Here is a 20,617-nt window from a genome sequence, read left to right as displayed (position 1 = left end):
GTTGCTCAGATGCCGAGTGCCGCCGGGACGCCGTCCACGGTGACCGTGCCCTTCTCGCCGTCGACCGTGATCACCATGCCGTCCCGCAGCCGCCGCGTACCGCCCTCGACGGAGATGACGGCCGGGATGCCGAGTTCGCGACAGACCACGACGGCGTGGCTGTTGAGCGCGCCCACGTCCACGACAGCTGCTCCTGCCACGAGGAACAGCGGGGTCCAGGCCGCATCCGTGATCGGCGCCACCAGCACCTCGCCCGGCTCCAGCGCCTCGCACGAGGCCGGGTCGGTGACCACCCGCACCCTGCCGGTGTACGTGCCGTGGCTTCCGCCGACGCCCGTCAGCACATCGCCCTCGTCCGCGGTCGCGACGCCCTCCTCGCTGCGCCGCGGCCAGCCGTCGATCTCGGTCTGTGCGTCCTGTGCGACGAAGAACGGCGGTTCCAGCTCGCGCAGCCCCGCATACTCCTGAAGCCGCTGGGCGATGACGGGCCCGAAGCCACCCGGGTCGGCGACATAGTCGTCGAGCTCCGTGTCCAGCAGCATCATCACGTCCTCGGGCTCGGCGAAGCGTCCCGCCTCGACCCCGCGACGACCCAACTCCCTTACCGTCATGCGAATTTCGTTGATGACGGTCACACAGTTGGCCTTGGTCCGCTCACGTGCCGGGATCCACACCTGGGAAGCGTGCATGCCGGCGTCGAACATCGGCCGCGTGTCCTCGGGGAGGGCCGCTCGGATCTCCGTCGCGAGTTGTTCGCGGCGCTCGGTCAGCCTGCGGTGACGCGCGGCCGGGGAGTTGTCGTCGGAACTGTGCCGGATCCGGTCGACCAGGGCCAGCGCCTGGACCGGCGCCGCCTCCCAGGACAGCGCGTGGATGTCCCACTCGTTGGGGCCGCGGTCGCCGGACTCGGCCAGGAACTCGTCGAAGGAGTCACGGAACGCCTTGACGTCGCCGGTCGCCCCTTCGAGGGCCTGCTCCACCGCGGCCGGTCCCCGGTCGAACAGAGCCGTCAGCTCCGCCGAGGCCGCCACCTGACGGGACAGCGTCCACAGGCCGGTCGCCGGAGAGGCGGAGTCGACGCCGCCCAGCCCGCCGATGAGGTCGAGCATCACGCCGGGACGGTCGACGCTCGCGCACAGCGGTCCGAGGATCGCCGGTCCGACGGACGCGGGCAGCGAGGATTCGACATGCCGTTGGAAGGTCGTCTCCACGTCGTCCAGCAACGAGCGGGCGTACGCCACCAACTCGATGTCGGACAGGGATGCCAGGTCGGGCCGCTCGCGCCTGATCCGGCGCAGCCGCTCATGGTCGGCATCGCCTTCCGGGTAGCCGGCCTGACCGAGCATCCCCTGCAGCGTCGCTGTGGCCTTGGCCGTCAGTTCCGCATCCTGGTCGTCGGGGTGCGGCACGTACACCGGTGTGTCGGAGCGCTGGCCCACGAAGGCGGTGTCGATCTGGTCCGCGGTCTGCCCCATGCGGATGCCGAACAGCCGCAGGTGCGACAGGTTGAGGTAGAAGTAACCGCCGAAGATTCCGACGAACGGAGGGCGGGGGCCGCTGATCTCGTCCCCGCGGTAGATGCCGAACTCGACGAAACCGCGGCGCCAGCCCTGCAGGCCGCGCCCCCAGACCAGGCTCCAGCCCAGCGGGCTGGCCGGCTCCGGCAGGGTTTCGCCCGCGTTGGCCCGGGTGTAGTGGGGCAGGCGCTCGCTGCGCTGCCAGTCGGTGATCCAGTGCTTCATGGCGATGGGGCTCCCGCCGTCCGTTCCTCCGCTCACCACTGGGACGTTCCGCCGTCGACGCTGATCATCGTGCCCGTGATGCCCGCGCCGGCGTCGCTCGCGAGCAGCGAGGCGACGCTCGCGATCTGCTCCACGGTGGTGATCTTCTTGGTGGCGGCGTGCTCGGCGAACCGGCCCAGCCACTCCTCGTACGAGATGCCCTCGGCCTCGGCCGCGGCCGGCCCGGCGGCCCTCATCAGGTCGGTGTCGACGGCGCCGGGGCAGATCGCGTTGCAGGTGATGCCCATGGTGCCGTACTCGAAGGCGGTCGCCTTGGTCAGACCGTGGATGGCGTGCTTGTTGGTGATGTAGTGGCTGATCGCGGGCTTGTTGGCCTGCTTGCCCTCGACCGAGGAGATGTTGATGACCCGGCCCCAGCCGCCTTCCAGCATGGGCTTCAGCGCACGACGGGTGCCGTAGAAGTAGGCGTTGAGGTTGAGGTCGAGCGCCTTGTGCCACGCCTCGTCGCTCAGCTCGTGGACCGGGGCGAAGCCCTCGGTGCCTCCGACGTTGTTGACCATGACGTCCAGTCGGCCGAAGCGCTCGACCGTCCAGTCGACCAGTGCCTCGATGTCCGACTGGCGGCTCGAGTCACAGGCGTGGAAGACGGCCTTGTCGCCGGCCTGGAGCTCTTCCAGGGCCTGCTTGCCCTTGGTCTCGGAGCGGCCGCTGAGCACGACCGTGGCTCCGTCGGCCAAGAAGGCCTCGGCGATGGCGCGGCCGATACTGCGCGTGCTGCCCGTGATCACCGCGACACGTCCGTCGAGGCTGCCCGTAGCCACCATGTTGTTCTCCTGCGGTTTCTGAGGGTTCGTCATCTGGACGCTTCGTCCAGGAGGCGGTGGATGGTGCGGTGGAAGTGCTGCAGTCCGGGCTCGTTGCGTCCGAAGACGAAGTCGGTCCCGGCGAGGGCCTTCAGGCCCCGCTGCACTCCGTAGGTGGTCGCGTAGTCCTCGTCGCGGACCACCTCGTAGAACCACTCGCCGAACTGGTCGGCGGCGTGCCGCTCCTCCTCGGTGACGGCCGGCTCGCGCAGCAGGATGATCTGCTGGGTCACCGATTCGGTGGCCGTCCGGGGGATCACGATGGAGACGGCGATCTTGTTGCGCCACGTACCGGCGATGGCCAGGCCGGGGAAGAGCCAGTAGATGGCGCCGACGACGTCGCCGGGGTCGCGCTTGTCCGGAGGAAGATCCACCACGTCGGCGACAGGCCGCAGGGCCGCCCCGAGGCGCTGGTGGGGCCCCCACGTGTCGTAGGCCATCATGTTGGAGAAGTTCGTCTCGAAGACCGTCTTCGTGTGCAGCGAGGCGAAGTGGTACGTCTCCAGATACCCGTCGAGGGTGACCTTCCAGTTCGGGCTGGTCAGCTCTCGGGTCGCGTAGTGGTGGCAGTCCGCGAAGCGGAGCCCCTCCAGCAGTGGCTGCAGATCTCCCAGCCAGGCGTCCAGGTCGTGCTCGGCGTTCGGATCGAGCGATACGAAGACGATGCCGGCGCGCTCACCGACGGGCAGCTGGATCAGGCTGCGCTTCTCGCGTGGTACGTCGCCGAAGGTCTTCTCGGCGTACACGCCGCGCAGCTCCCCCGACAGGTCGTAGGACCAGGCGTGGTACGGGCAGGTGATCCGCTTCGCCACGCCGCAGCCCGGCTCGACGAGTTCGGCGCCGCGGTGCCGGCAGGCGTTGATCATCGCGTGGACTGCGCCCTGGCGGTCCCGGGTGATCAGGATGGGGACACCCAGCACGTCCAGCGCCTTGTAAGTCCCGGGCTTTGGGAGCTCGGACGACATGGCGAGCGGCAGCGGGACGCTCCGGTGGACGGCGTCCATCTCCCGCAGCCAGCGGTCGGCGTCGAGGTAGTTGTCGACGGGTTCCGTCCACTGCTCCTCGGCCTCATGCGTCGTGCTGTTCCGGTAGTGCTCGATGACACGCTCGGCGAGGTCGGCAGCATCCTGCCGCATCGCCACGCCCGCGGCATCGCTGGAGCGGTCCTGGCCGATCCATGAGTGGTATTCCGGGGCGGGGGGCGGCATGGGGCGCTCGTCGCCTGCCGCTCGGGTCTCCGGTGAGATCTGGACCACGATGTCCTCAATCCTCCCAGCCGCGAGCTGGTGAAGGGTTCCTGTGCTACAGCTCCGCTGTGACCGCCACAACAACAGGAGTTAGTGTTGTGTGTCAATAGAAAGTGCCGAAGTTGGTTGTGCGACATTCCCCAGGTCATCTTCGCTTTCTGCTGCGAGGGTAACCCTGGCTCGACTCGATCTTTCTAGGGATCGGCTCCAGCTGAGGGAACGGGTGCGGGTGGCGAGCAGGCGGAAGGGAGTCCAGTGGCCGACGAGATGGCCGAGCCGGCCCAGGCGTCCCGAGGAGTGGCGATGACCCAGCCCTTCGAGGTCGGCGTCGTGGTGCGTGACCTGGAGGTGCTGGAGCACTTCTATCGCGAGATGCTCGGCTGCGTCCCGGTGCACCACTCGCACATCCCGCACGCGATCGGCGGCCCGGCCGGCTTGGGCGGGCCGCTGTTGGTCGTCTGGCTTCAGGTGCCGTCCGGGGGCCGGATCAAGCTGATACGACTTCGGGCGGATGCGGATGCGGATGCGGATACGGACGCGGCCGCGAGGCCGTCGGCCGTACCGCTGGCCGCACGCCGCGGCTTGTCCTATGTCACCTTCCACTTCGACGACATAGTGCCGGTCGTCGAAGCACTGCCGGCCGCCGGCGCCCGGCCGCTGTCGTCCCCGACCGTCGCGGTGGCGCGGGACCGGCGGATCAGCTTCTGGGCGGATCCGGAGGGCAATGTCCTCGAACTGGTGGACCGGCGCGGCGGCAGCCGGGAGACCGGTTGAGCCCGGCCCATAGTAATTAGAGAACCTCTTCAGTAAGGTGCGCCCTGCTGGTTACTGTAGACCGGCACTAGAAAGTCCGATCGGTTGGAAACCTCGCAACGGGGCGAAGGGGCGGACGATGGTTCAAAAGGCACCGCGGAAGTCGGCCGCGAAGGCCACACACCAGGCATCCGCGCAGGTCATCAGGGACCTGCACGAGCGCATGGTGCGCATCCGGCTCTTCGAGACCGAGGCCGGGAAACTCATGGAGGCCGGCAAGCTGCCGGGCTTCCTGCACCTGTACGTCGGCCAGGAAGCCGTGGCCGCGGGGGTGATGGCGGCACTCCGCGACGACGACCAGATCACCTCCACCCACCGGGGACACGGCCACGCCGTGGCCAAGGGCGTCAGCTTCAGGCACATGTACGCCGAGTTGTACGGCCGGGTCACCGGAGCCTGCCTCGGACGCGGCGGCAGCATGCACATCAACGACCTCAGCCTCGGCATGCTCGGCGCGAACGGCATCGTGGGCGCCGGCATCCCGATCGCCGTCGGGGCCGCCTTCGCCGCCCAGCACAAAGGCGAGGACAGCGTCGCCGTCACCTTCTTCGGCGACGGCGCCACGAACATCGGCAGCTTCCACGAGGCCGCCAACATGGCCGCCATCCTGCGCCTGCCGGTGCTGTTCATCTGCGAGAACAACGGCTACGCCGAGTTCACGCCTCAGTCGAAGCACATGCTGATCACCGATGTCGCCGACAGGGCCGCGGCCTACGGCATGCCCAGTGTGATCGTCGACGGCATGGACGCGGTCGCCGTCCACCGCGCGGCCACCGAGGCGGTCGAACGGGCCCGGGCGGGTGAGGGCCCCATGATGATCGAGGCCAAGACCTACCGCTACTACGACCACCAGGGCGTCAAGGGACTGCGTCACCCTTACCGCTCCCAGGAGGAGGTCGACGAGTGGAAGGCCCGCGACGCGATCGACCTGCTGGAGGCCCGCGCCCTCGCCGACGGCACCGCCACCCGCGCGGAGCTGGACGACACCTGGCAGCGCACCCGCGACGCGATCGCCGAGGCCATCGCGTACGCCGAGGCCAGCCCGCTGCCCGACACCGCCGACCTTCTGCTCAACGTCTACTCGGGGTGACCGCCATGACCACCATCACCGAAGCACCCACCGCCGCCCCGGACGCCACGGACCGCAAACTGACCTACGTCAAGGCCTTCAACGAAGGACTGGCGCAGGCCATGCGCGAGGACGAGAACGTCTTCGTCGCCGGCGAGGACGTGGCCGGATACGGCGGCGTTTTCCGCATGTTCGACAACCTGCTCGACGAGTTCGGCCCGCGCCGCATGATCGACACGCCTATCTCCGAGGCCGCGCTGGTCGGCTTGGGCGTGGGCGCCGCCGCCCGGGGTCTGCGCCCCGTCGTCGACCTGATGTTCATGGACTTCATCGGCGTCTGCCTGGACCAGATCGTCAACCAGGCCGCCAAGATGAAGTACATGTTCGGCGGCGGCCTCTCCGTGCCGCTCACCATCACCACCGCCTCCGGCGCGGGCCTGGGCGCCGCCGCCCAGCACAGCCAGAGCCTGGAGGCCTGGCTCGCCCACGTGCCCGGCCTCAAGGTCGTCATGCCGTCCGACGCGTACACCGCCAAGGGCCTGACGGTCTCGGCGATCCGGGACGACAACCCGGTCGTCGTCATGCTCAACAAGGTCCTGCTGGGCAGCAAGGGCGAGGTACCCGAACCGATCTACGGGATCCCGCTCGGGCAGGCCCACACCGCACGTCAGGGCTCCGACGTCACCGTCATCGCACTGGGCCGCATGGTGGGCGAGGCACTCGCGGCAGCCGACGAACTCGCCGCCGAGGGCATCGAGATCGAGGTGATCGACCCCCGGACCGTCCAGCCCCTGGACACCGAGACCATGATCGCCTCCGTCCGCCGCACCAACCGGGCCCTCGTGGTCCACGAGGCCGTCACCTTCGGCGGACTCGGCGCGGAGATCGCCGCCCAGATCCAGGACGCGGCCTTCGATTATCTGGACGCGCCGATCCTGCGCATCGGCGCCCCCTTCTCCCCCGTGCCGTTCTCTCCGGTGCTGGAGAAGGCGTACGTCCCCGACCGCGGCCGCATCGCGCAGGGCTGCCGCCGCCTCCTCGAAAGGTCGTGACGAAGTGGCCGTCGAGGTTCTCCTGCCGAAGCTTGGCCTGACGATGCAGGAAGGCACGATCGACGAGTGGCTCGTGCCCACCGGAGCCGCTGTCTCGGAGGGCGACGCACTGCTGCGGCTGGCCACCGACAAGGTCGACGTGGATGTCGAGGCGGAGGCCGGGGGAATGTTCCATCCCATGGTCCCGGCCGGTACGACACTCCCCGTCGGGGCGCTCATCGGCTGGCTGCTGGCCGAGGGCGAGCATCCGTCGGACCTGGCCGGTTCGCCGATGCCCGCCGAATCCGGGGCCACGGGTACGGCTGCGCCGCCCACGGCTGTGGACGCATCCTCCGGCGCGCTCTCCCTCAATGGCAGCGCCGCGCCGAACGGCTCCGGGGGCCGCCTCCTGGCCTCCCCGAACGCCCGGCGGGTGGCGGCCGAGGCCGTCGTCGACATCACCGTCGTACACGGCACCGGGCCCGGCGGCCGGATCGTCTCCGAGGACGTGGAGGACTTCCTCGCCGCCGCTGCCGCCTCTCCGGCGGCACCGACGGCACCGGCAACCTCCGTTCTGCCCGGCGACTCCGTCGTCCCCGTCTCCCCGCTGGTACGCCGGCTGGCGAAGGAGCGGGGCATCGACCTGTCCGAGGTGACCGGCACCGGGCTCGGCGGCCGGGTCCGCAGGTCCGACCTCGACGCCGTCCCCACGGCGACCGAACCGGCGCCCGCAACAGCGGCCGTCCGCCGCAGTGCCGCACCCCAACCGGGAGACGTCCTCCCCCTGACCGGAATGCGCGGCACCATCGCCCGCCGGATGCACGCCAGCCTCCAGGAGATGGCGCAGCTGACGCACGGCTATGAGGTGCGGATGGACGCCGTCGTGTCCTTGCGGGCCCGGCTCAAGGAGGAATGGGCCGACAGCGATCTGCCCGTCCCCAGCTTCAACGACTTCCTGCTCAAGGCCGCCGCACTGGCTCTGCGCGAGCACCCGCTGCTCAACGCGACGGTGCGGGAGGACGGCATCCATCTGCTCGGCGACATCCACCTCGGTTTCGCGGTGGCCGTTCCGGGCGGCCTGATGGTCCCCGTGATCGAGGACGCGGTGCTGATGCCCTTGCCCGAGATCGCCCGCCTGTCGCGAACCCTGGCCGAGGCGGCGCGCGAGGGGCGGATCTCTCCGGCCCAGTTGGAAGGCGCCACCTTCGTCGTCACCTCGCTGGGCGGATACGGCGTCGACTTCTTCACCCCCGTGATCAACCCCGGCAATGTCGCCATCCTCGGCGTGGGCAGGCTCAGAGACGGCGTCGAGTGGGTGGACGACCGGCCGCTGCGGACGCAGGTGCTCACCCTGAGCCTCACCTTCGACCACCGTGCCGTCGACGGGGCACCGGCGGCCGAGTATCTGCGCACGGTCGGTGAGTTGCTGCGCAAGCCGCTCCGGCTGCTGGTCTGATCCTGGGCGGAGAGCTGATCATGGTCCGAGGGCTATTCGGCCGCCGCCGGGTCGGCGATCCGCTCGGCGAGGCGGCCGACCTCGCGGACGAAGGAGCGGTGCCCGAGCGAGCGGTAGACGTCGTCCCCGCGGACCTGCGAGATCGCCGAGGTCTCCAGCAGCGACAGCAGGCCCAGAGCGATGACGGCGGCCTCCGCGTCGGAGACCGACTCACGGGCCTTGCGGGTGAGCCGTACGAGTTCCTCCAGCAACTGCGTACGGCTCTCCTGGCGCAGCGCCTCCGCCTCCTGACTCATGCCGGCCGAGGACGTGAAGAACACGGTGGCGGCGGACCGGTGTTCGCCCAGCCAGGCCACCAGCGTGGTGAGGGCAGGGCCGACGGACGATCCGGGCGCGTGGGCCTCGGTGAGCGCATGCAGCTCTTCGCGCAGCGCGGTGGCGAACACCCGCATCCCTTCCACAAGGACCTTGTCCTTGGAGGAGAAGTGGTAGTAGACCGCTGCGGAGGTCATCTCCGCACGAGCGGCAATGTCGGCCACCGTGACCTCGTCCGGCGACTGGGTGGCGAACAGCTCCGTGGCCGCTTCGATCACCCACTGCTTGCGCGAAGGACGGTGCGCGGCGCGGGCTCCGGATGTCGTCATGGTGTCAAGTATGCCGCGATCTTCGTACTCCGACGGCACACGCGTAGCAGGAATTACGTCATCGACCTGGCGGAGTTACTGGATAGCATGGTCAGTGAACAGGGCCCACAGACGCGGGTTCGCGGCAGCCGCCAGGGAGCATGATGGCCACCACGCAGAACGGCAAGCAGCCCGCCCACCGACCGTCGCGACGACAGCACATCATCACCGCCGCCGTGCGCGTGTTCGGCCGCAACGGAGTCGCGGAGACCAGCATCCAGGACATCGCGGACGAGGCCCAGGTCGTGCCCACGGCCGTCTACTACCACTTCGACGGCAAGGAGGAGCTGCTCGAACTCGCCATGCGGCGGGTCTTCGACCAGCTGAACGCGGTGGTGGAGGCGGCCCGCCCGGAGTCCGAGCCCGGTAGTACGGAGGGTCTGCTGCGGGTCATCGACGCGGTATGGGACTGGGTGGAGCAGAACCCCGAGGAGGCCCGGCTGTACCAGGTGCAGATCGCCTCCGCCAACGGCCACGTCAAGGTGTTGCGGGACGAGTTCGAGCAGCGGCACATCCAGCGGGCGTACGACTATCTGCCGGAGGGCACCACGCGCAGTCCCCGGGCGGCCAAGTCACGGCACGCGGCGCAGGCGCTCGCGGTCCGCACGCTGATCAGTACGACCATGCTGGTCATGGCGCTGCGAGCGGAAGGCGGGCCGCTGTCCCAGCTGCCCTCCCGGTCCGTACAGGAGGCGGTCAGGTCGCTGGCGCTGCGGATCGTCACCGCCGAGCAGAAGCCGGCCTCCGCATCCGCCTGAGGCGGTTCACCAGGGCAGGGGCTTGCGTTCGGCGAACAGCCCGCCCGTCGTCCCGTCGCCGTCGGGGAGGGTGGCCAGCCAGACCGGGGTGTCCGCGCCCTCCTCCGGACCGCGCGGGGCGGCGGAACCGCCCATGCCGCTGCGGGTCCAGCCGGGGTCGGCGGCGTTGACCAGGACGCCTGTGCCCGCCAGTTCGGCCGCGAGCATACGGGTCAGGGCGTTGAGGGCGGTCTTGGAGATCCGGTAGGCCGGGTGGCGGCCGGAGTCCATCAGCGCCAGCGAGCCGTACGAGCTGGTGACGTTGACGACCCGTCCGTAGCCGACCTCCACCATGCCTGGCACGACGGCTTCCGCCATGCGCCAGGCACCCGCGAGGTTCGTCTCCAGGGTCGTGCGCAGGATCTCCTCGTCGAGGTACGGGGGGCGTAGATCTCCGTCCAGGGACGCTCCCGCATTGTTCACCAGGACGTCGATCCCGCCAGTCAACTCCCCGGCTTCCCGGACCGCTTCGGCGACACTCTTCGCCGAGGCCACGTCCAGGGCCAGCGGCAGTGCCGCCGGACCGATGGCGCGGCACGCCTCCTCGGCCGCCCCCCGTCTTCGCGCCCCGACCAGGACCCGCAGCCCCCGGTCCGCGAGCTGTCGGCATATCTCCAGGCCGATGCCGCGCGCTCCGCCGGTGACCAGTGCGGTTCTGTCGCCGTGCCCCATGGTGTGCTTGCCGCCTTTCAGACCGTCAGCACCGAGCAGGCGCTGATCCCGGGCGCGCCGTACACATGGGTGAAGCCCACCCGGGGAGCGCCCGGCACCTGCACACCCGGCGCTCGGCCCTGCAACTGTCGTACGACCTCGTGGAACTGCCGCAGCCCGGAGGCGCCGACGGGCTCGCCGCCGGCCAGGCAGCCGCCGTCGGTGTTGACCGGGATACGGCCCGTGGGATCGGTGTCCCCGCCGGCGAGGAGTTCCTCCTGCTCGCCGTGGCCGCACAGTCCGGTTTCCGCCAGGTGAATCAGTTCCGAGCCGCTGTCGGTGTCCTGCAACTGGGCGACTTGTACGTCCGCGGGCCGAAGTCCCGCCGTGCGGAAGGCCGCCTCCGCGGCGTCGACGCTCGGGCTGCGGTGCGGTCCGGGCGGCAGCCAGGGCGAGAACACCTCGAACGAGCCGAAACGTCTGGTCCTGAAGGCCAACGACGCCAATTTGACCGGCCGTTCGCACAGGTCGAAGGCACGGTCGCCGAGCGCCAGCACCAGAGCCGCCGCGCCCTGCCCCGGCGAGCAGAACATGTACTGGGTGAGGGGCGGACTGACCTCGGCGGAGTTGAGGATCTCCTCCTCCGTCAGTTCCTTGCGCCGCCATGCCAGGGGGTGCTGGGAGCCGTTGCGGAAGGCCCGCGCGGCCACCCTCGCCAGCGCCCGCTCCGAGATCCCGTGCTCGTGCAGGTACCGCTGGGTCTTGAGGGCGAAGAACTGGGTGGTCAGCATCATGCCGGTCTCGGCGTACCAGTCGGGCAGTCCGTAGCGTGCCGCGGAGACGTTGAAGGCGCCCCGCTCGTGCTTGTCGAAGCCCACGGCCAGTCCGAGCGAGGCCTCGCCGGCGCGCAGTGCGTTGGCCACGGCGAGCACCGTCGAGGCACCGGTGGCGCAGCCGTTCTGCACGTTGGCGAACGGCACACCGGTCAGGCCCAGACGGCCGACCAGGGTGTCGGGCTTGCCGGACACGTCGGAGCCGCCTGCCGCGTAACCTATGTCGTCCCATGCCGTGCCGGCGTCGGCCAGGGCCTCGCGGACCGCACGCTCGGCCATGTCCATCCCGGTGACGGTCTCGTCGCGGCCGAAGGGATGCATGCCACAGCCGACGACATAGACCTCGTCGCTCCGGCTCATCGCTCTCCCTCCCCGTCCGGGCGGAACGCGAACGTCAGCACCTCGGTCCCGTCCTCGTCGTGGTAGGCGGTCACCGTGGTGAGCCGGACCGGCAGCCCGATCCGTATCTCGGCGCGGGCAGCCTCCAGCCGCGCCTCGACCAGCACCTCACCGAGGTCGACATAGCCCACGTGGTACGGGCGGTAGCCCCCGGTCGGCGGCCGGTACGGCGGCTTGGGCTGGAACGCCTGCAGCGTCCACGACCACACCCGCCCGGTGACCGGCAGCACGTGCGCGGACATGGCTCCGTCCGAGCACTTGGGGCACGAGTCCTGCCGGGGGAAGACCACGGTGGCGCAGCCGGAGCAGCGCGCGCCCGTGAGGCGCGGCGGATTCGCGCTCTCGAACAGGCCCTCGTCGATGAGTCTGCTGATCATGCCGTCCTGCCCTTTTCTGCACGGTCGTCGTGCGGTGGTGCGGTGACCGCGGGTGAAGTCACCAGCCCAGCAGTCCGGCCAGCCGTTCCCGGTGGTGCGCTGCGCCGCCCAGCAGGACGGCGTCGGACTGGGCGCGCCGGAAGTACAGGTGCGCGTCGTGCTCCCAGGTGAAGCCCATGCCGCCGTGCAGTTGGACGCACTCGGCGGCGACGGATACGAACGCCTCGCCGCACCATGCCTGCGCCACCGCCGCCGCTTCGGCCAGCGACTCGGGCGAGTCGGCCGCTCGGACGGCGCGCACCACCGCCGACCGCGCGGCCTCGACCTGGAGCAGCATGTCGGCACAGGTGTGCTTGATCGCCTGGAAGCCGCCGATGGCCCTGCCGAACTGTGTGCGGTCCCGTACATGGGCCACCGTCATGTCCAACGCGGCCTGCGCGCCGCCGAGTTGCTCGGCGGCCAGGGCCACCAGGGCCACGTCCAGGGCGCGGCTCACGATGTCCGCCCCCTCGCCTCCGACGGTCAGGGGCCGGGCGCGGGCGGCGGAGAAGGAGACCACCGCCTGTCCGCGGCTGAGATCCAGGGTGGGTACTCGACGGACCGTCACGCCGGGCTCGCTCGGATCGGTGAGGAAGAGGTCCAGGCCGTCGGCGCCGTCGGCGGCGACGACCAGGCGTTCGGCGTCGGCACCGTCCAGTACGAAGGGAGCGGTGCCGTCGAGGAGCGGGACGCCGCCCCGCCAGGTGACGGCCACCGGCACCGCGTCAGGTCGCCACACCCCGTCGGGCGCGGCCACCGCCAGGGCGTGCACCTTGCCCTCGGCCAGCTCCGCCAGTGCCGGGTCGGCCGTGCCGCAGCCGGCCAGGACCTGCCCGGCCAGCACAGTTGACGACAGCAGGGGCACCGGCGTCAGTGTCCGGCCCAGCTCCTCGCAGACCGCGGCGATCTCGGCGAGGCCGCCGATGCCACCGGCCGCCTCGGGCAGACCGAGGGCCGCTAGGCCGACCTGCCCGCCGAGGGTGTCCCACAACTTGGCGTCGATACCCGGGGAATGCTCGGGCAGCCGACGCACCGCGGCGGTGCCGCCGGCGTCGGCGCACACCGACCGTACGGTCTCGCGGAGGTCGTCCAGTTCGGCGTCCGACAGGGCCGTGCCGTCGGTCACGGTGCTCGTCATCGTGCGCTCCCGCTCTCGTCGCGCTGCTCCCGCACGGCACTGTGGGCCGCCGCCATCCGCGCGACCGGCACGCGGTGCGCGGAGCAGGAGACGTAGTCGAGGCCCAACTCGTCGCAGAAGGCGATGGACTCCGGGTCTCCGCCGTGCTCACCGCACACGCCCAGCTTGATGTCCGGGCGTACGCTCCGTGCCCGCTCCACCGCCAGGGCGATCAGCGCGCCCACCCCGTGCGGGTCGAGCCGGGCGAACGGACTGGCCGTCAGGAACCCGCGTTCCTGGTACGAGGCGAGCACCTGGCGCTCGACGTCGTCCCGGGAGAATCCGTAGGTGAGCTGGGTGAGGTCGTTGGTGCCGAAGGAGAAGAACTCGGCGTGTTCGGCGAGTTCGCCGGCCAGCAGCGCGGCGCGCGGTGTCTCGACCATCGTGCCGAGCCGGTACGGGACCTCCACTCCGGTGCGGGTGGCGACCGCCTCGGCGGCGCCCCGTACGTATGCGGCCGCGGCGGCGAGTTCCTCCGGCAGGCTGACCAGCGGGATCATCACTTCGAGCTGTGGGCGGACTCCGGTGGCGGCGACATCGGCCCAGGCGGTGAAGAGCGCCTCGGCCTGCGCCGGGTAGAGCCTCTCGTGCAGCAGGGCCAGGCGCACGCCGCGCAGACCGAGCATCGGATTCGCCTCGCGCAGTGCGGCGGCCCGCTGCTCCTCGGCGGCGTCCTGCGCCTCCCCGGCGGCGGGCAGGAACTCGTGCAGCGGGGCGTCCAGCAGGCGTACCGTCACCGGCCGGTCCCCGACCGCGGTCAACAGGGCCTTGAAGTCCTCGTGCTGGGCCTGCTCCAGTGCCGACAGCGCCTCGTCGCGGGCCGCGGCATCGGCGGCCAGGATCACCCGGCGGATCAACGGCAACCGGTCGCCGAGGAACTGGTGTTCCGTACGGCACAGCCCCACACCCTCCGCGCCCAGGGCGACGGCGGTGCTCACCTCCGCGGCAGTGTCGGCGTTGGCCCGCACGCCCAGCCGGCGCATGCCGTCCGCCCACTCCAGCAGGGTGGACAGTTCGGGCGGTGGTCCGGCAACGCTGACGCTCAGTGTCCCCTCGTAGACGGCTCCGGTACGGCCGTCCAGCGAGACGGCGTCGCCCTCGTGCAGCACCCGGTCCCCGATCCGTACGGTGCCGGCAGCCCGGTCGGCGCGCAGTCCCTCGGCGCCGCACACGGCGGGTTTGCCCGCACCGCGGGCCACCACGGCGGCGTGTGAGGCGATGCCGCCGCTGCCGGTGAGTACGGCGACGGCGGCCAGCATCCCGGGGACGTCGGCCGGAGTCGTCTCGTGGGCCACGAGCACGACCTGCGTGCCGTCCGCGGCGAGTTCGAGGGCACGTTCGCTCGACAGGACGATCGCGCCGGTCGCCGCCCCCGGGGAGGCGGGCAGTCCCTTCACCAGGAGCTGCTCGCCGCCGGTCAGCCGGAGCTGGGGGTGCAGCAGTTCCTGTACCTGCGCGGGGCTGATCCGGCGTACGGCTTCTTCCCGGTCGAGTGCTCCGTCCCCGGCCAGGTCCGCGGCGAGGCACACCGCCGCACGTAGCGGCGGGCGGCCCTGCGCCGAGGCGGCAAGCAGTGAGATCTCGCCGTCGCGTACCTCGAAGTCGACGGTGACCGGGGCGTGCAGATGACGTTCGAGGGTGAGCAGCGAGTGCTCAAGCAGCGCGGAACTCCCGCCCAGCTTCTCCAGCGGCTCGCCCGTGCGCGGGGGCGGCGCGCTGCGGCGTACGCCCCGGTAGAAGGAGCCCTGCGGCGAGAAGCGGCCGCTGTCGGGGTGCCGGCTGACCGCCGTGCCGAAGCCGGAGTGGTCCCATGGCCCGATGCGCACGGCCTGGACATGCAGTGCGATGCCCAGCTCCGCGGGGAGCCGCTGGGCTTTGCGGGATCGCCTGGCCCGGGGTGAGGCCCACCGCCCCAGCACCGCCCGAGCGGCCAGCGCGAGCTGCTCGGCCGGGTCGTCGGGGTATGGCCGCTCGGCATGCCGGGCGACCGTCGAGAGCAGTGCGTCGACGCGGGCCCTGGGATCAGGGGCGTCGAGCGATGCGTCGTCGAGCTCCGGTGCGGGCACGTCAAGGGCGTACTCTGCGATCATCCGGACGGTGGCCGCCCATACCTCGTACAGCACATCGTCGCGGCCGATGACGGCACGGATGCCATCGGCGTCGGCCGGGGTGATTCCGATGCAGGCGAGTTCCGGCGGCAGTCCGGCGACCTCGGTCGACGCGCTCGCAGACAGACGCAGCAGCAGCGGCCTGCTCCGGTCGCCGATCCGCCGTCCCGACAGTTGCTCCACGAGGTCCAGGGCGGCGCGGGCGGTACCCGGCTCGCACAGCGACGCGGCCGAGCCCGCCGCCACCGTCAGTCCGGGCACCACTGGGAGCCCGAGGGCCACCAGCCGGTCCATGGCGATGCCGTGCGTGCCCAGTTCACCGGCGTCCAGCCCTCGGATCCGTCCCTGGCCGTAGGGCACCAGGGCGTGGCTGGGGGTGTGGGTCTGTGCGAGTGTGCCGGAGTGGCGGTCGGTGATGCTCAACCCCGGCTCCTGGTGACGAGTTCCTCTTCGAGCGCCTCGTCCTGCGCCCGGCTGATCCCCAGAACCAGCAGCAGCTCCTGGTGGAGCCGCATCCACACGGTGTGGTACGAGTCGCACAGGGGCGAGGCCAGCCACTCCACCGCGCCGTCGTCGAACCGGTCGAGGGCTTCCTCCAGGGCCGTGACATACCGACCGCTGCCCGACGGCAGACCGTCCAGCCTGCGCAGTACGGGCTGGATGGCCTCGTGCACGTCTTCCAGCGACTCGCGCACCCCGGCGTCGTAGACGCTGTCGCTGTGGTCGTTGACCGTGCCGTCGGGCCGGCACTGCCAGGCCGTGCACACCTCGCGCAGTTTCCTGTTGATGGGCAGGAAGGCCTCGTAGGCGGCGGTGATCTGCCGCTCCTGTTCGGAACCGGCGGAAACCCGCAGGATCCGCGCCGCGGCGGCCCTGGCGGGCTCGGTCGGCAGCACCATCGGGCCCTTCACCATGGCCAGCCCGGCGTCGACCAGGGGGCGGTGGTCCGACTCGGGCCTGCCTCGCCACATCCCACGCAGAACGAGGTCGACGACGGCTTCGGTGAGGTTCTCGTCGAGAGCGTCCGTCCGGCCCACGGCAGCAGATTGCATCGCCACACCATTTCCCCGGTGCTGTCGCCCGGTCCTCAGTTCTGTGTTGCCCGGAGGTTACGCTCCGGCAGAGGTGTTAGTGAAGAGGTAATCAAGAAACACTTTCCGGACTGCTTGGCGCGGACTGGCCGCTGCCCACCCGTGCACGAGCCCGCGGGGCCAGGAACGCGGTCATCCGCGCCTGCGCCTCGCCACTCCCGGCCAGGCCGGCGATCAGGCGCGCCTCCTCGTCGAGGTGACGGCCCAGACCCTCCCCCGCCGCCTTGTCCCGCAGCAGGCGCTTCGCGGCACGCAGCGCCTCACCCGCCCCACCTGCCAGTTCGGCGGCGGTCCGGTACGCGGCCTCGTCCACTTCGCCGTCCTCGACGGCCCGGGAGACCAGACCGAGCCGCTCGGCCTCGTCGCCCGTGAGAACCCGGTTGGTGAGGACCAGGTCTGTCGCCAGACGGGGGCCCACCAGGCGCGGCAGGAGCCAGGTGGCCCCGCAGTCCGGGGTGAGCCCCATCGCCGTGTACGCCAGCCGGAAGCGCGCCGACCGTGCGGCCAGGACCATGTCGCCGACCAGGGCGAGACCGATTCCGCCGCCCGCGGCGGCGCCGCGCACGGCGGTCACCAGGGGCACGGGCAGCTCGTACAGCGCCCGCACCGCCGCGTGCGCGGCGGTCGCCACGGCGTGCACATAGGCGCCCGTTTCCTCGCCCCGGCCGGCGAAGGCGCGCAGGTCACCGCCCACGCAGAAGGTGGCGCCGGCCGCCCGCAGCAGAACCGCGCCGCCCGGATCGGCGGCCACCTCGGCGGTCGCGGCGCGCAGCGCCTCGGCCGTCGGCAGGTCCAGGGCGTTGCCTCTCCCGGGGTCCTCCAGCCTCAGCTCGACGACTCCGTCGGGGTGACGGACGACACGGACCGACTGGGTGCTCATAGGGGTCTTCTTCCGTCGTCGAGGACCGCCGGGCCGAGTGCTCCCCAGATCAAGCGCTCCTCAGATCGAACGCTCCTCAGATCGAGCGCCACCCAGCAAGATACTGAAGACGCTGTACAGTTTCTAGGACGCGACGGGCATCGGTGCCCGTAGCCCGTCGGCGGGAGGAACCGTGCCCATTCAGTTCGATGTCGATCCACCTGTCGCCCGACTCGCCGCGGCCACCGCGGAGTTCGTTCGCGAGGTGGTCATCCCGGCCGAGCGCGAGTGCGGCGGGTCGGTGCACGACGCTCCGGAGGCCCTGCGCGACACCCTGCAGAAAGGCGCCCGCGAGGCAGGCGTGTTCGCACCGCACGTGCCGGCGCGGTGGGGCGGACACGGGCTCGACCTGCGCGGACAGGCGGTGGTGTTCGAGGCCGCCGGGTACTCGCTGCTGGGCCCGCTGGCGCTGAACTGCGCGGCTCCCGACGAGGGCAATATGCATCTGCTGGAGAAGGTGGCCACGGAGGAGCAGAAGGACCGCTTCCTGCGGCCGCTCGCCGCGGGCGAGGTGCGGTCCTGCTTCGCGATGACCGAACCGGCTCCGGGGGCGGGCGCCGACCCCCGCTCCCTGCGGACCACCGCGACACGGGTCCCGGGCGGGTGGCGCATCGACGGCCGCAAGTGGTTCATCAGCGGGGCCAATGGTGCAGGCTTCGCGATCGTCATGGCCCGCACCTCCGGCAGCCCCGGCGACCCGGGCGGCGCGACCATGTTCCTGGTCGACGCCGACACCCCGGGCATGCGCATCGTCCGGGACATCGAGACCCTGGACGAGGGGCTCTTCGCCGGGCACAGCGAACTCGCCTTCGAGGAATGTGTGGTGAGCGAGGACCGGGTGCTCGGAGCCGTGGACCGGGGCTTCGAGAACGCCCAGGTCCGGCTCGGTCCCGCCCGTATGACCCACTGCATGCGATGGCTGGGAGCCGCCCGTCGTGCCCAGGACGTCGCCCTGGAACGGGCGGGCAGCCGGACGGCCTTCGGCTCCGTGCTGGGAGACCTCGGCATGGTGCAGCAGATGCTGGCCGACTCCGAGATCGACATCGAGGCCAGCCGCGCCCTGATCCTGCGCACCGCCTGGGAGCTGGACACCGGCTCCACCGCGGCCGCGCAACTCACGTCGGTGTCCAAGACCTTCGTGGCGGAGGCCGTGAACCGGGTCGTCGACCGGGCGGTGCAGATCTGCGGAGCACTCGGTATCTCGGCCGCCGACGCCCCGCTGGCGCGCCTGCTCCGGGAGGTGCGGCCGTTCCGGATCTACGACGGCCCATCGGAGACGCACCGCTTCGCGATCGCACGCCGCGCGGTGAAGCCCTACCGGCAACCACGCCCGGAGGCCGCCGCCGGCTCGTGACCAGGCCGGCTCCGGCGCCTGCCGGGGTTCTGGGAACTTACGGCATCATCACCAACTGGCCAATCGCATACGGCAGATCATGGCCGACCGCGGCATGCGGCTGCCCAGGCCCAGCCATGGCCCGGGGCAGCCGCGTGGCGAAAAACACGTCCGGGTGCGAGGCGCGGCGAGCTCGCCGCCACGCCGCTTCAACTCGGCGTACGGCGCGCCCTCTCCAGGTCTCGCCAAACCCCTTGCGGTACAACGCTGTTGGACTGCCTGGGCGAGAGCGCAAAGCGTGGAGAAAGATCGAATAAGTCGGCAACCGGGCGGAGATGTCGCATTCCATACCCGGCACCGCCGCCGACATCACCGTCGGTGTTCACTGCGAGCGGGCACATACTCAGACATGCGCTGCTGTTTCTCGGCTCCCCTCGCGGCCCTGTCGGCCCTGCCCTCTCCCTGTGAAGTTCTACGATCCGGTGCCCTCTTCGCCCCCTCGTTACTGCGGGCCGCTGCCGGTGCGCTCCATGGCTCCGCCCGCAAAGGCCGCCGTCACCCCGACACCCTGGCGGCCGTCCACCTGGAACTGGTCACCCTGACCGAGGACCGCGCCATCATCACCTGGTACACCGGGATACCCGGCACCGACGACGGGCTGGGCCACATGCTCCCCGCCGTCACGGAGGGCGAGGTCGTCTACGGCACTCACCCCGCCCGGCTGGACCGCAGTGCGGCGGAGGACCGGCCCACAGCGCACCACCATGTGGAGCTCACGGGCCTGGAGCCGGGGCAGACGTACTACTACCAGGCCCGCTCGCGGGGCAGGGCGGCCAAGCCCACCCCGCTGCACCTCGTCCGCGGCAACGCCGTCGGCACCAACCTCTACGGTCTCGGCACCAGCGGAGGTCCGTACTCCTTCACCACTCCGCAGCCCCCACCGGGACGGCACCTGCTGTCGATCGCGCTCTGCAACGACCTCCACATCGGGGAGACCACCGCCGGCCTCATGACCGGCGTACCCCTGATGCGCGGGGTGGCGCAGGAGCCGGGACTCGCGCCGTATCCGGAGATCATGAGCCGCGCCCTGGTGGAGGAGGCCAGGCGGCGCGGAGCGGACCTGCTGCTGGCCGCGGGGGACATCTCGGCCGGCGGTGCGCTGCGAGACCTGGCCGAGGCCAAGCGGATCCTGGACGGCTTCGGCAGCCACGGACAGGACTACTTCGTCGTACGCGGAAACCACGACCGGCCCCGCCGCGACAGCGGCGGTGACGCATTCCGCGAAGGGTTCCTCGACGGCGAAGGGCCCGCGTACTTCGCCCGGGACGTCGGCGGACTGCGGATCGTCGGGCTCGACACGTACGAGAAGGACGGCAACGGCGCCGACGCCGGCGGGCTCGGCGTCGAGCAACTGGCCTGGTTCCGGACCCGGTTGAAGGAGCACAGGGAGCAGCCCACCATCGTGTTCGGCCACCATCCGCTGACCGTACGGGATTCCGTCTTCCCCGTGGCCCGCGGTCAGCGCCTGGGCCGCCGCCAGGCCCGCTCCATCCTCGAGGCATACGCCGCCGCGCCCGGTGTCTTCCTCCACCACGCAGGCCACACCCACCGCAACAAGCGCACCGTCCTGCCGCAGGCCCCGCACGTCACCCTGCAGGAGGTCAGCGCCGCCAAGGACTACCCCGGCGGCTTCTGCCTCCTGCGGATCCACTCCGGCGGCTACGCCCTCAACCACTACAAGACCAGCAGCGCGGCGGCACGCGCATGGGGCGAGCGCAGCCGCCGGGTGGCCGGAGGCCTGTGGCCGCACCACGCTCTCGGCCGCTCGGTCACCGACCGCAACAGCATGACCGCCCACGACCTGTCGGGCATCAGCCCTCTTCGACTTGCAGCCACAGGGCCGGCAGGCCCCTGACATCCCCCTGCCTTCCAGGCAGGCGTTCTGCTCGGCGTCGGACCCGTCGTCCGGCGCCGTTTGCGTGAGTCCTC

At 71.0% G+C, this 20,617-nt stretch carries 17 protein-coding genes and 1 pseudogene; 7 read left to right on the top strand and 11 right to left on the bottom strand.

Features of this window, described 5'->3' with window-relative positions:
• Positions 1 to 5: 5 nt before the first annotated feature.
• Genes ABD357_RS14645 through ABD357_RS14635 form a run of 3 tightly spaced genes read right to left on the bottom strand, consistent with a single transcriptional unit; the run spans position 6 to position 3,861 of the window.
• Positions 6 to 1,778: a PEP-utilizing enzyme gene (locus tag ABD357_RS14645; protein WP_344390356.1), complete on the bottom strand. Its 1,773-nt coding sequence runs from the start codon at positions 1,776 to 1,778 to the stop codon at positions 6 to 8.
• The gene (locus tag ABD357_RS14640) at positions 1,775 to 2,599 is read right to left on the bottom strand and encodes an SDR family NAD(P)-dependent oxidoreductase (RefSeq protein ID WP_344390355.1); all 825 of its coding nucleotides are present in this window, start codon (positions 2,597 to 2,599) and stop codon (positions 1,775 to 1,777) included. Before ABD357_RS14640 ends, ABD357_RS14645 begins: the two co-directional genes overlap by 4 nt.
• A complete protein-coding gene (locus ABD357_RS14635) occupies positions 2,596 to 3,861 on the bottom strand; it encodes an aromatic ring-hydroxylating oxygenase subunit alpha (RefSeq protein ID WP_344390354.1) in 1,266 nt (421 codons plus the stop codon). Before ABD357_RS14635 ends, ABD357_RS14640 begins: the two co-directional genes overlap by 4 nt.
• Before the next feature lie 246 nt (positions 3,862 to 4,107).
• Here ABD357_RS14635 and ABD357_RS14630 point away from each other — a divergent pair, with 246 nt between their 5' ends.
• From ABD357_RS14630 to ABD357_RS14615, 4 genes are all read left to right on the top strand, one after another.
• Positions 4,108 to 4,626: a VOC family protein gene (locus ABD357_RS14630; protein WP_344390353.1), complete on the top strand. Its 519-nt coding sequence runs from the start codon at positions 4,108 to 4,110 to the stop codon at positions 4,624 to 4,626.
• A 118-nt stretch (positions 4,627 to 4,744) separates the two neighbouring features.
• The gene (locus ABD357_RS14625; RefSeq protein WP_344390352.1) at positions 4,745 to 5,755 is read left to right on the top strand and encodes a thiamine pyrophosphate-dependent dehydrogenase E1 component subunit alpha; all 1,011 of its coding nucleotides are present in this window, start codon (positions 4,745 to 4,747) and stop codon (positions 5,753 to 5,755) included.
• Positions 5,756 to 5,760: 5 nt separating this feature from the next.
• A complete protein-coding gene (locus ABD357_RS14620; RefSeq protein WP_344390351.1) occupies positions 5,761 to 6,786 on the top strand; it encodes an alpha-ketoacid dehydrogenase subunit beta in 1,026 nt (341 codons plus the stop codon).
• Positions 6,787 to 6,790: 4 nt separating this feature from the next.
• The gene (locus tag ABD357_RS14615; RefSeq protein WP_344390350.1) at positions 6,791 to 8,221 is read left to right on the top strand and encodes a 2-oxo acid dehydrogenase subunit E2; all 1,431 of its coding nucleotides are present in this window, start codon (positions 6,791 to 6,793) and stop codon (positions 8,219 to 8,221) included.
• Positions 8,222 to 8,691: 470 nt separating this feature from the next.
• On the opposite strand, the pseudogene ABD357_RS44710 reads toward ABD357_RS14615, so the two are convergent.
• A pseudogene (locus ABD357_RS44710) lies at positions 8,692 to 8,865 on the bottom strand (helix-turn-helix domain-containing protein); the annotation flags it as partial.
• A gap of 143 nt (positions 8,866 to 9,008) precedes the next feature.
• On the opposite strand from ABD357_RS44710, the gene ABD357_RS14605 reads away from it, so the two are divergent.
• Entirely contained in the window at positions 9,009 to 9,662 is a 654-nt protein-coding gene (locus ABD357_RS14605; protein ID WP_344390346.1) for a TetR/AcrR family transcriptional regulator, read from the top strand.
• 6 nt (positions 9,663 to 9,668) lie between these two features.
• Here ABD357_RS14605 and ABD357_RS14600 read toward each other — a convergent pair whose 3' ends face one another.
• The 7 genes from ABD357_RS14600 to ABD357_RS14570 form a co-directional block, all read right to left on the bottom strand.
• Entirely contained in the window at positions 9,669 to 10,373 is a 705-nt protein-coding gene (locus tag ABD357_RS14600; protein ID WP_344390344.1) for an SDR family NAD(P)-dependent oxidoreductase, read from the bottom strand.
• 17 nt (positions 10,374 to 10,390) lie between these two features.
• Positions 10,391 to 11,545: a thiolase family protein gene (locus ABD357_RS14595; protein ID WP_344390342.1), complete on the bottom strand. Its 1,155-nt coding sequence runs from the start codon at positions 11,543 to 11,545 to the stop codon at positions 10,391 to 10,393.
• Positions 11,542 to 11,961: a Zn-ribbon domain-containing OB-fold protein gene (locus tag ABD357_RS14590; protein ID WP_344390339.1), complete on the bottom strand. Its 420-nt coding sequence runs from the start codon at positions 11,959 to 11,961 to the stop codon at positions 11,542 to 11,544. The genes ABD357_RS14595 and ABD357_RS14590 overlap by 4 nt, the downstream gene beginning before the upstream one ends.
• A 58-nt stretch (positions 11,962 to 12,019) precedes the next feature.
• Positions 12,020 to 13,138, bottom strand: coding sequence for an acyl-CoA dehydrogenase family protein (locus ABD357_RS14585; protein WP_344390338.1), 1,119 nt, complete (start codon positions 13,136 to 13,138; stop codon positions 12,020 to 12,022).
• Entirely contained in the window at positions 13,135 to 15,708 is a 2,574-nt protein-coding gene (locus ABD357_RS14580; protein ID WP_344390336.1) for a putative PEP-binding protein, read from the bottom strand. Before ABD357_RS14580 ends, ABD357_RS14585 begins: the two co-directional genes overlap by 4 nt.
• A complete protein-coding gene (locus ABD357_RS14575) occupies positions 15,705 to 16,337 on the bottom strand; it encodes a hypothetical protein (RefSeq protein WP_344390335.1) in 633 nt (210 codons plus the stop codon). Before ABD357_RS14575 ends, ABD357_RS14580 begins: the two co-directional genes overlap by 4 nt.
• A 91-nt stretch (positions 16,338 to 16,428) precedes the next feature.
• A complete protein-coding gene (locus ABD357_RS14570; RefSeq protein WP_344390333.1) occupies positions 16,429 to 17,256 on the bottom strand; it encodes an enoyl-CoA hydratase/isomerase family protein in 828 nt (275 codons plus the stop codon).
• Between the two features lie 172 nt (positions 17,257 to 17,428).
• On the opposite strand from ABD357_RS14570, the gene ABD357_RS14565 reads away from it, so the two are divergent.
• Positions 17,429 to 18,649, top strand: coding sequence for an acyl-CoA dehydrogenase family protein (locus ABD357_RS14565; protein ID WP_344390332.1), 1,221 nt, complete (start codon positions 17,429 to 17,431; stop codon positions 18,647 to 18,649).
• 388 nt (positions 18,650 to 19,037) lie between these two features.
• Positions 19,038 to 20,543: a purple acid phosphatase family protein gene (locus ABD357_RS14560; RefSeq protein WP_344390330.1), complete on the top strand. Its 1,506-nt coding sequence runs from the start codon at positions 19,038 to 19,040 to the stop codon at positions 20,541 to 20,543.
• The last annotated feature ends 74 nt before the right edge of the window (positions 20,544 to 20,617 follow it).

Origin of the sequence: Streptomyces vastus (assembly GCF_039532825.1) — a bacterium.
GTDB classification, from domain to species: domain Bacteria; phylum Actinomycetota; class Actinomycetes; order Streptomycetales; family Streptomycetaceae; genus Streptomyces; species Streptomyces vastus.
The sequence above is the reverse complement of the archived record's forward strand: the minus strand, read 5'-3'. Positions and strand labels throughout refer to the sequence as shown.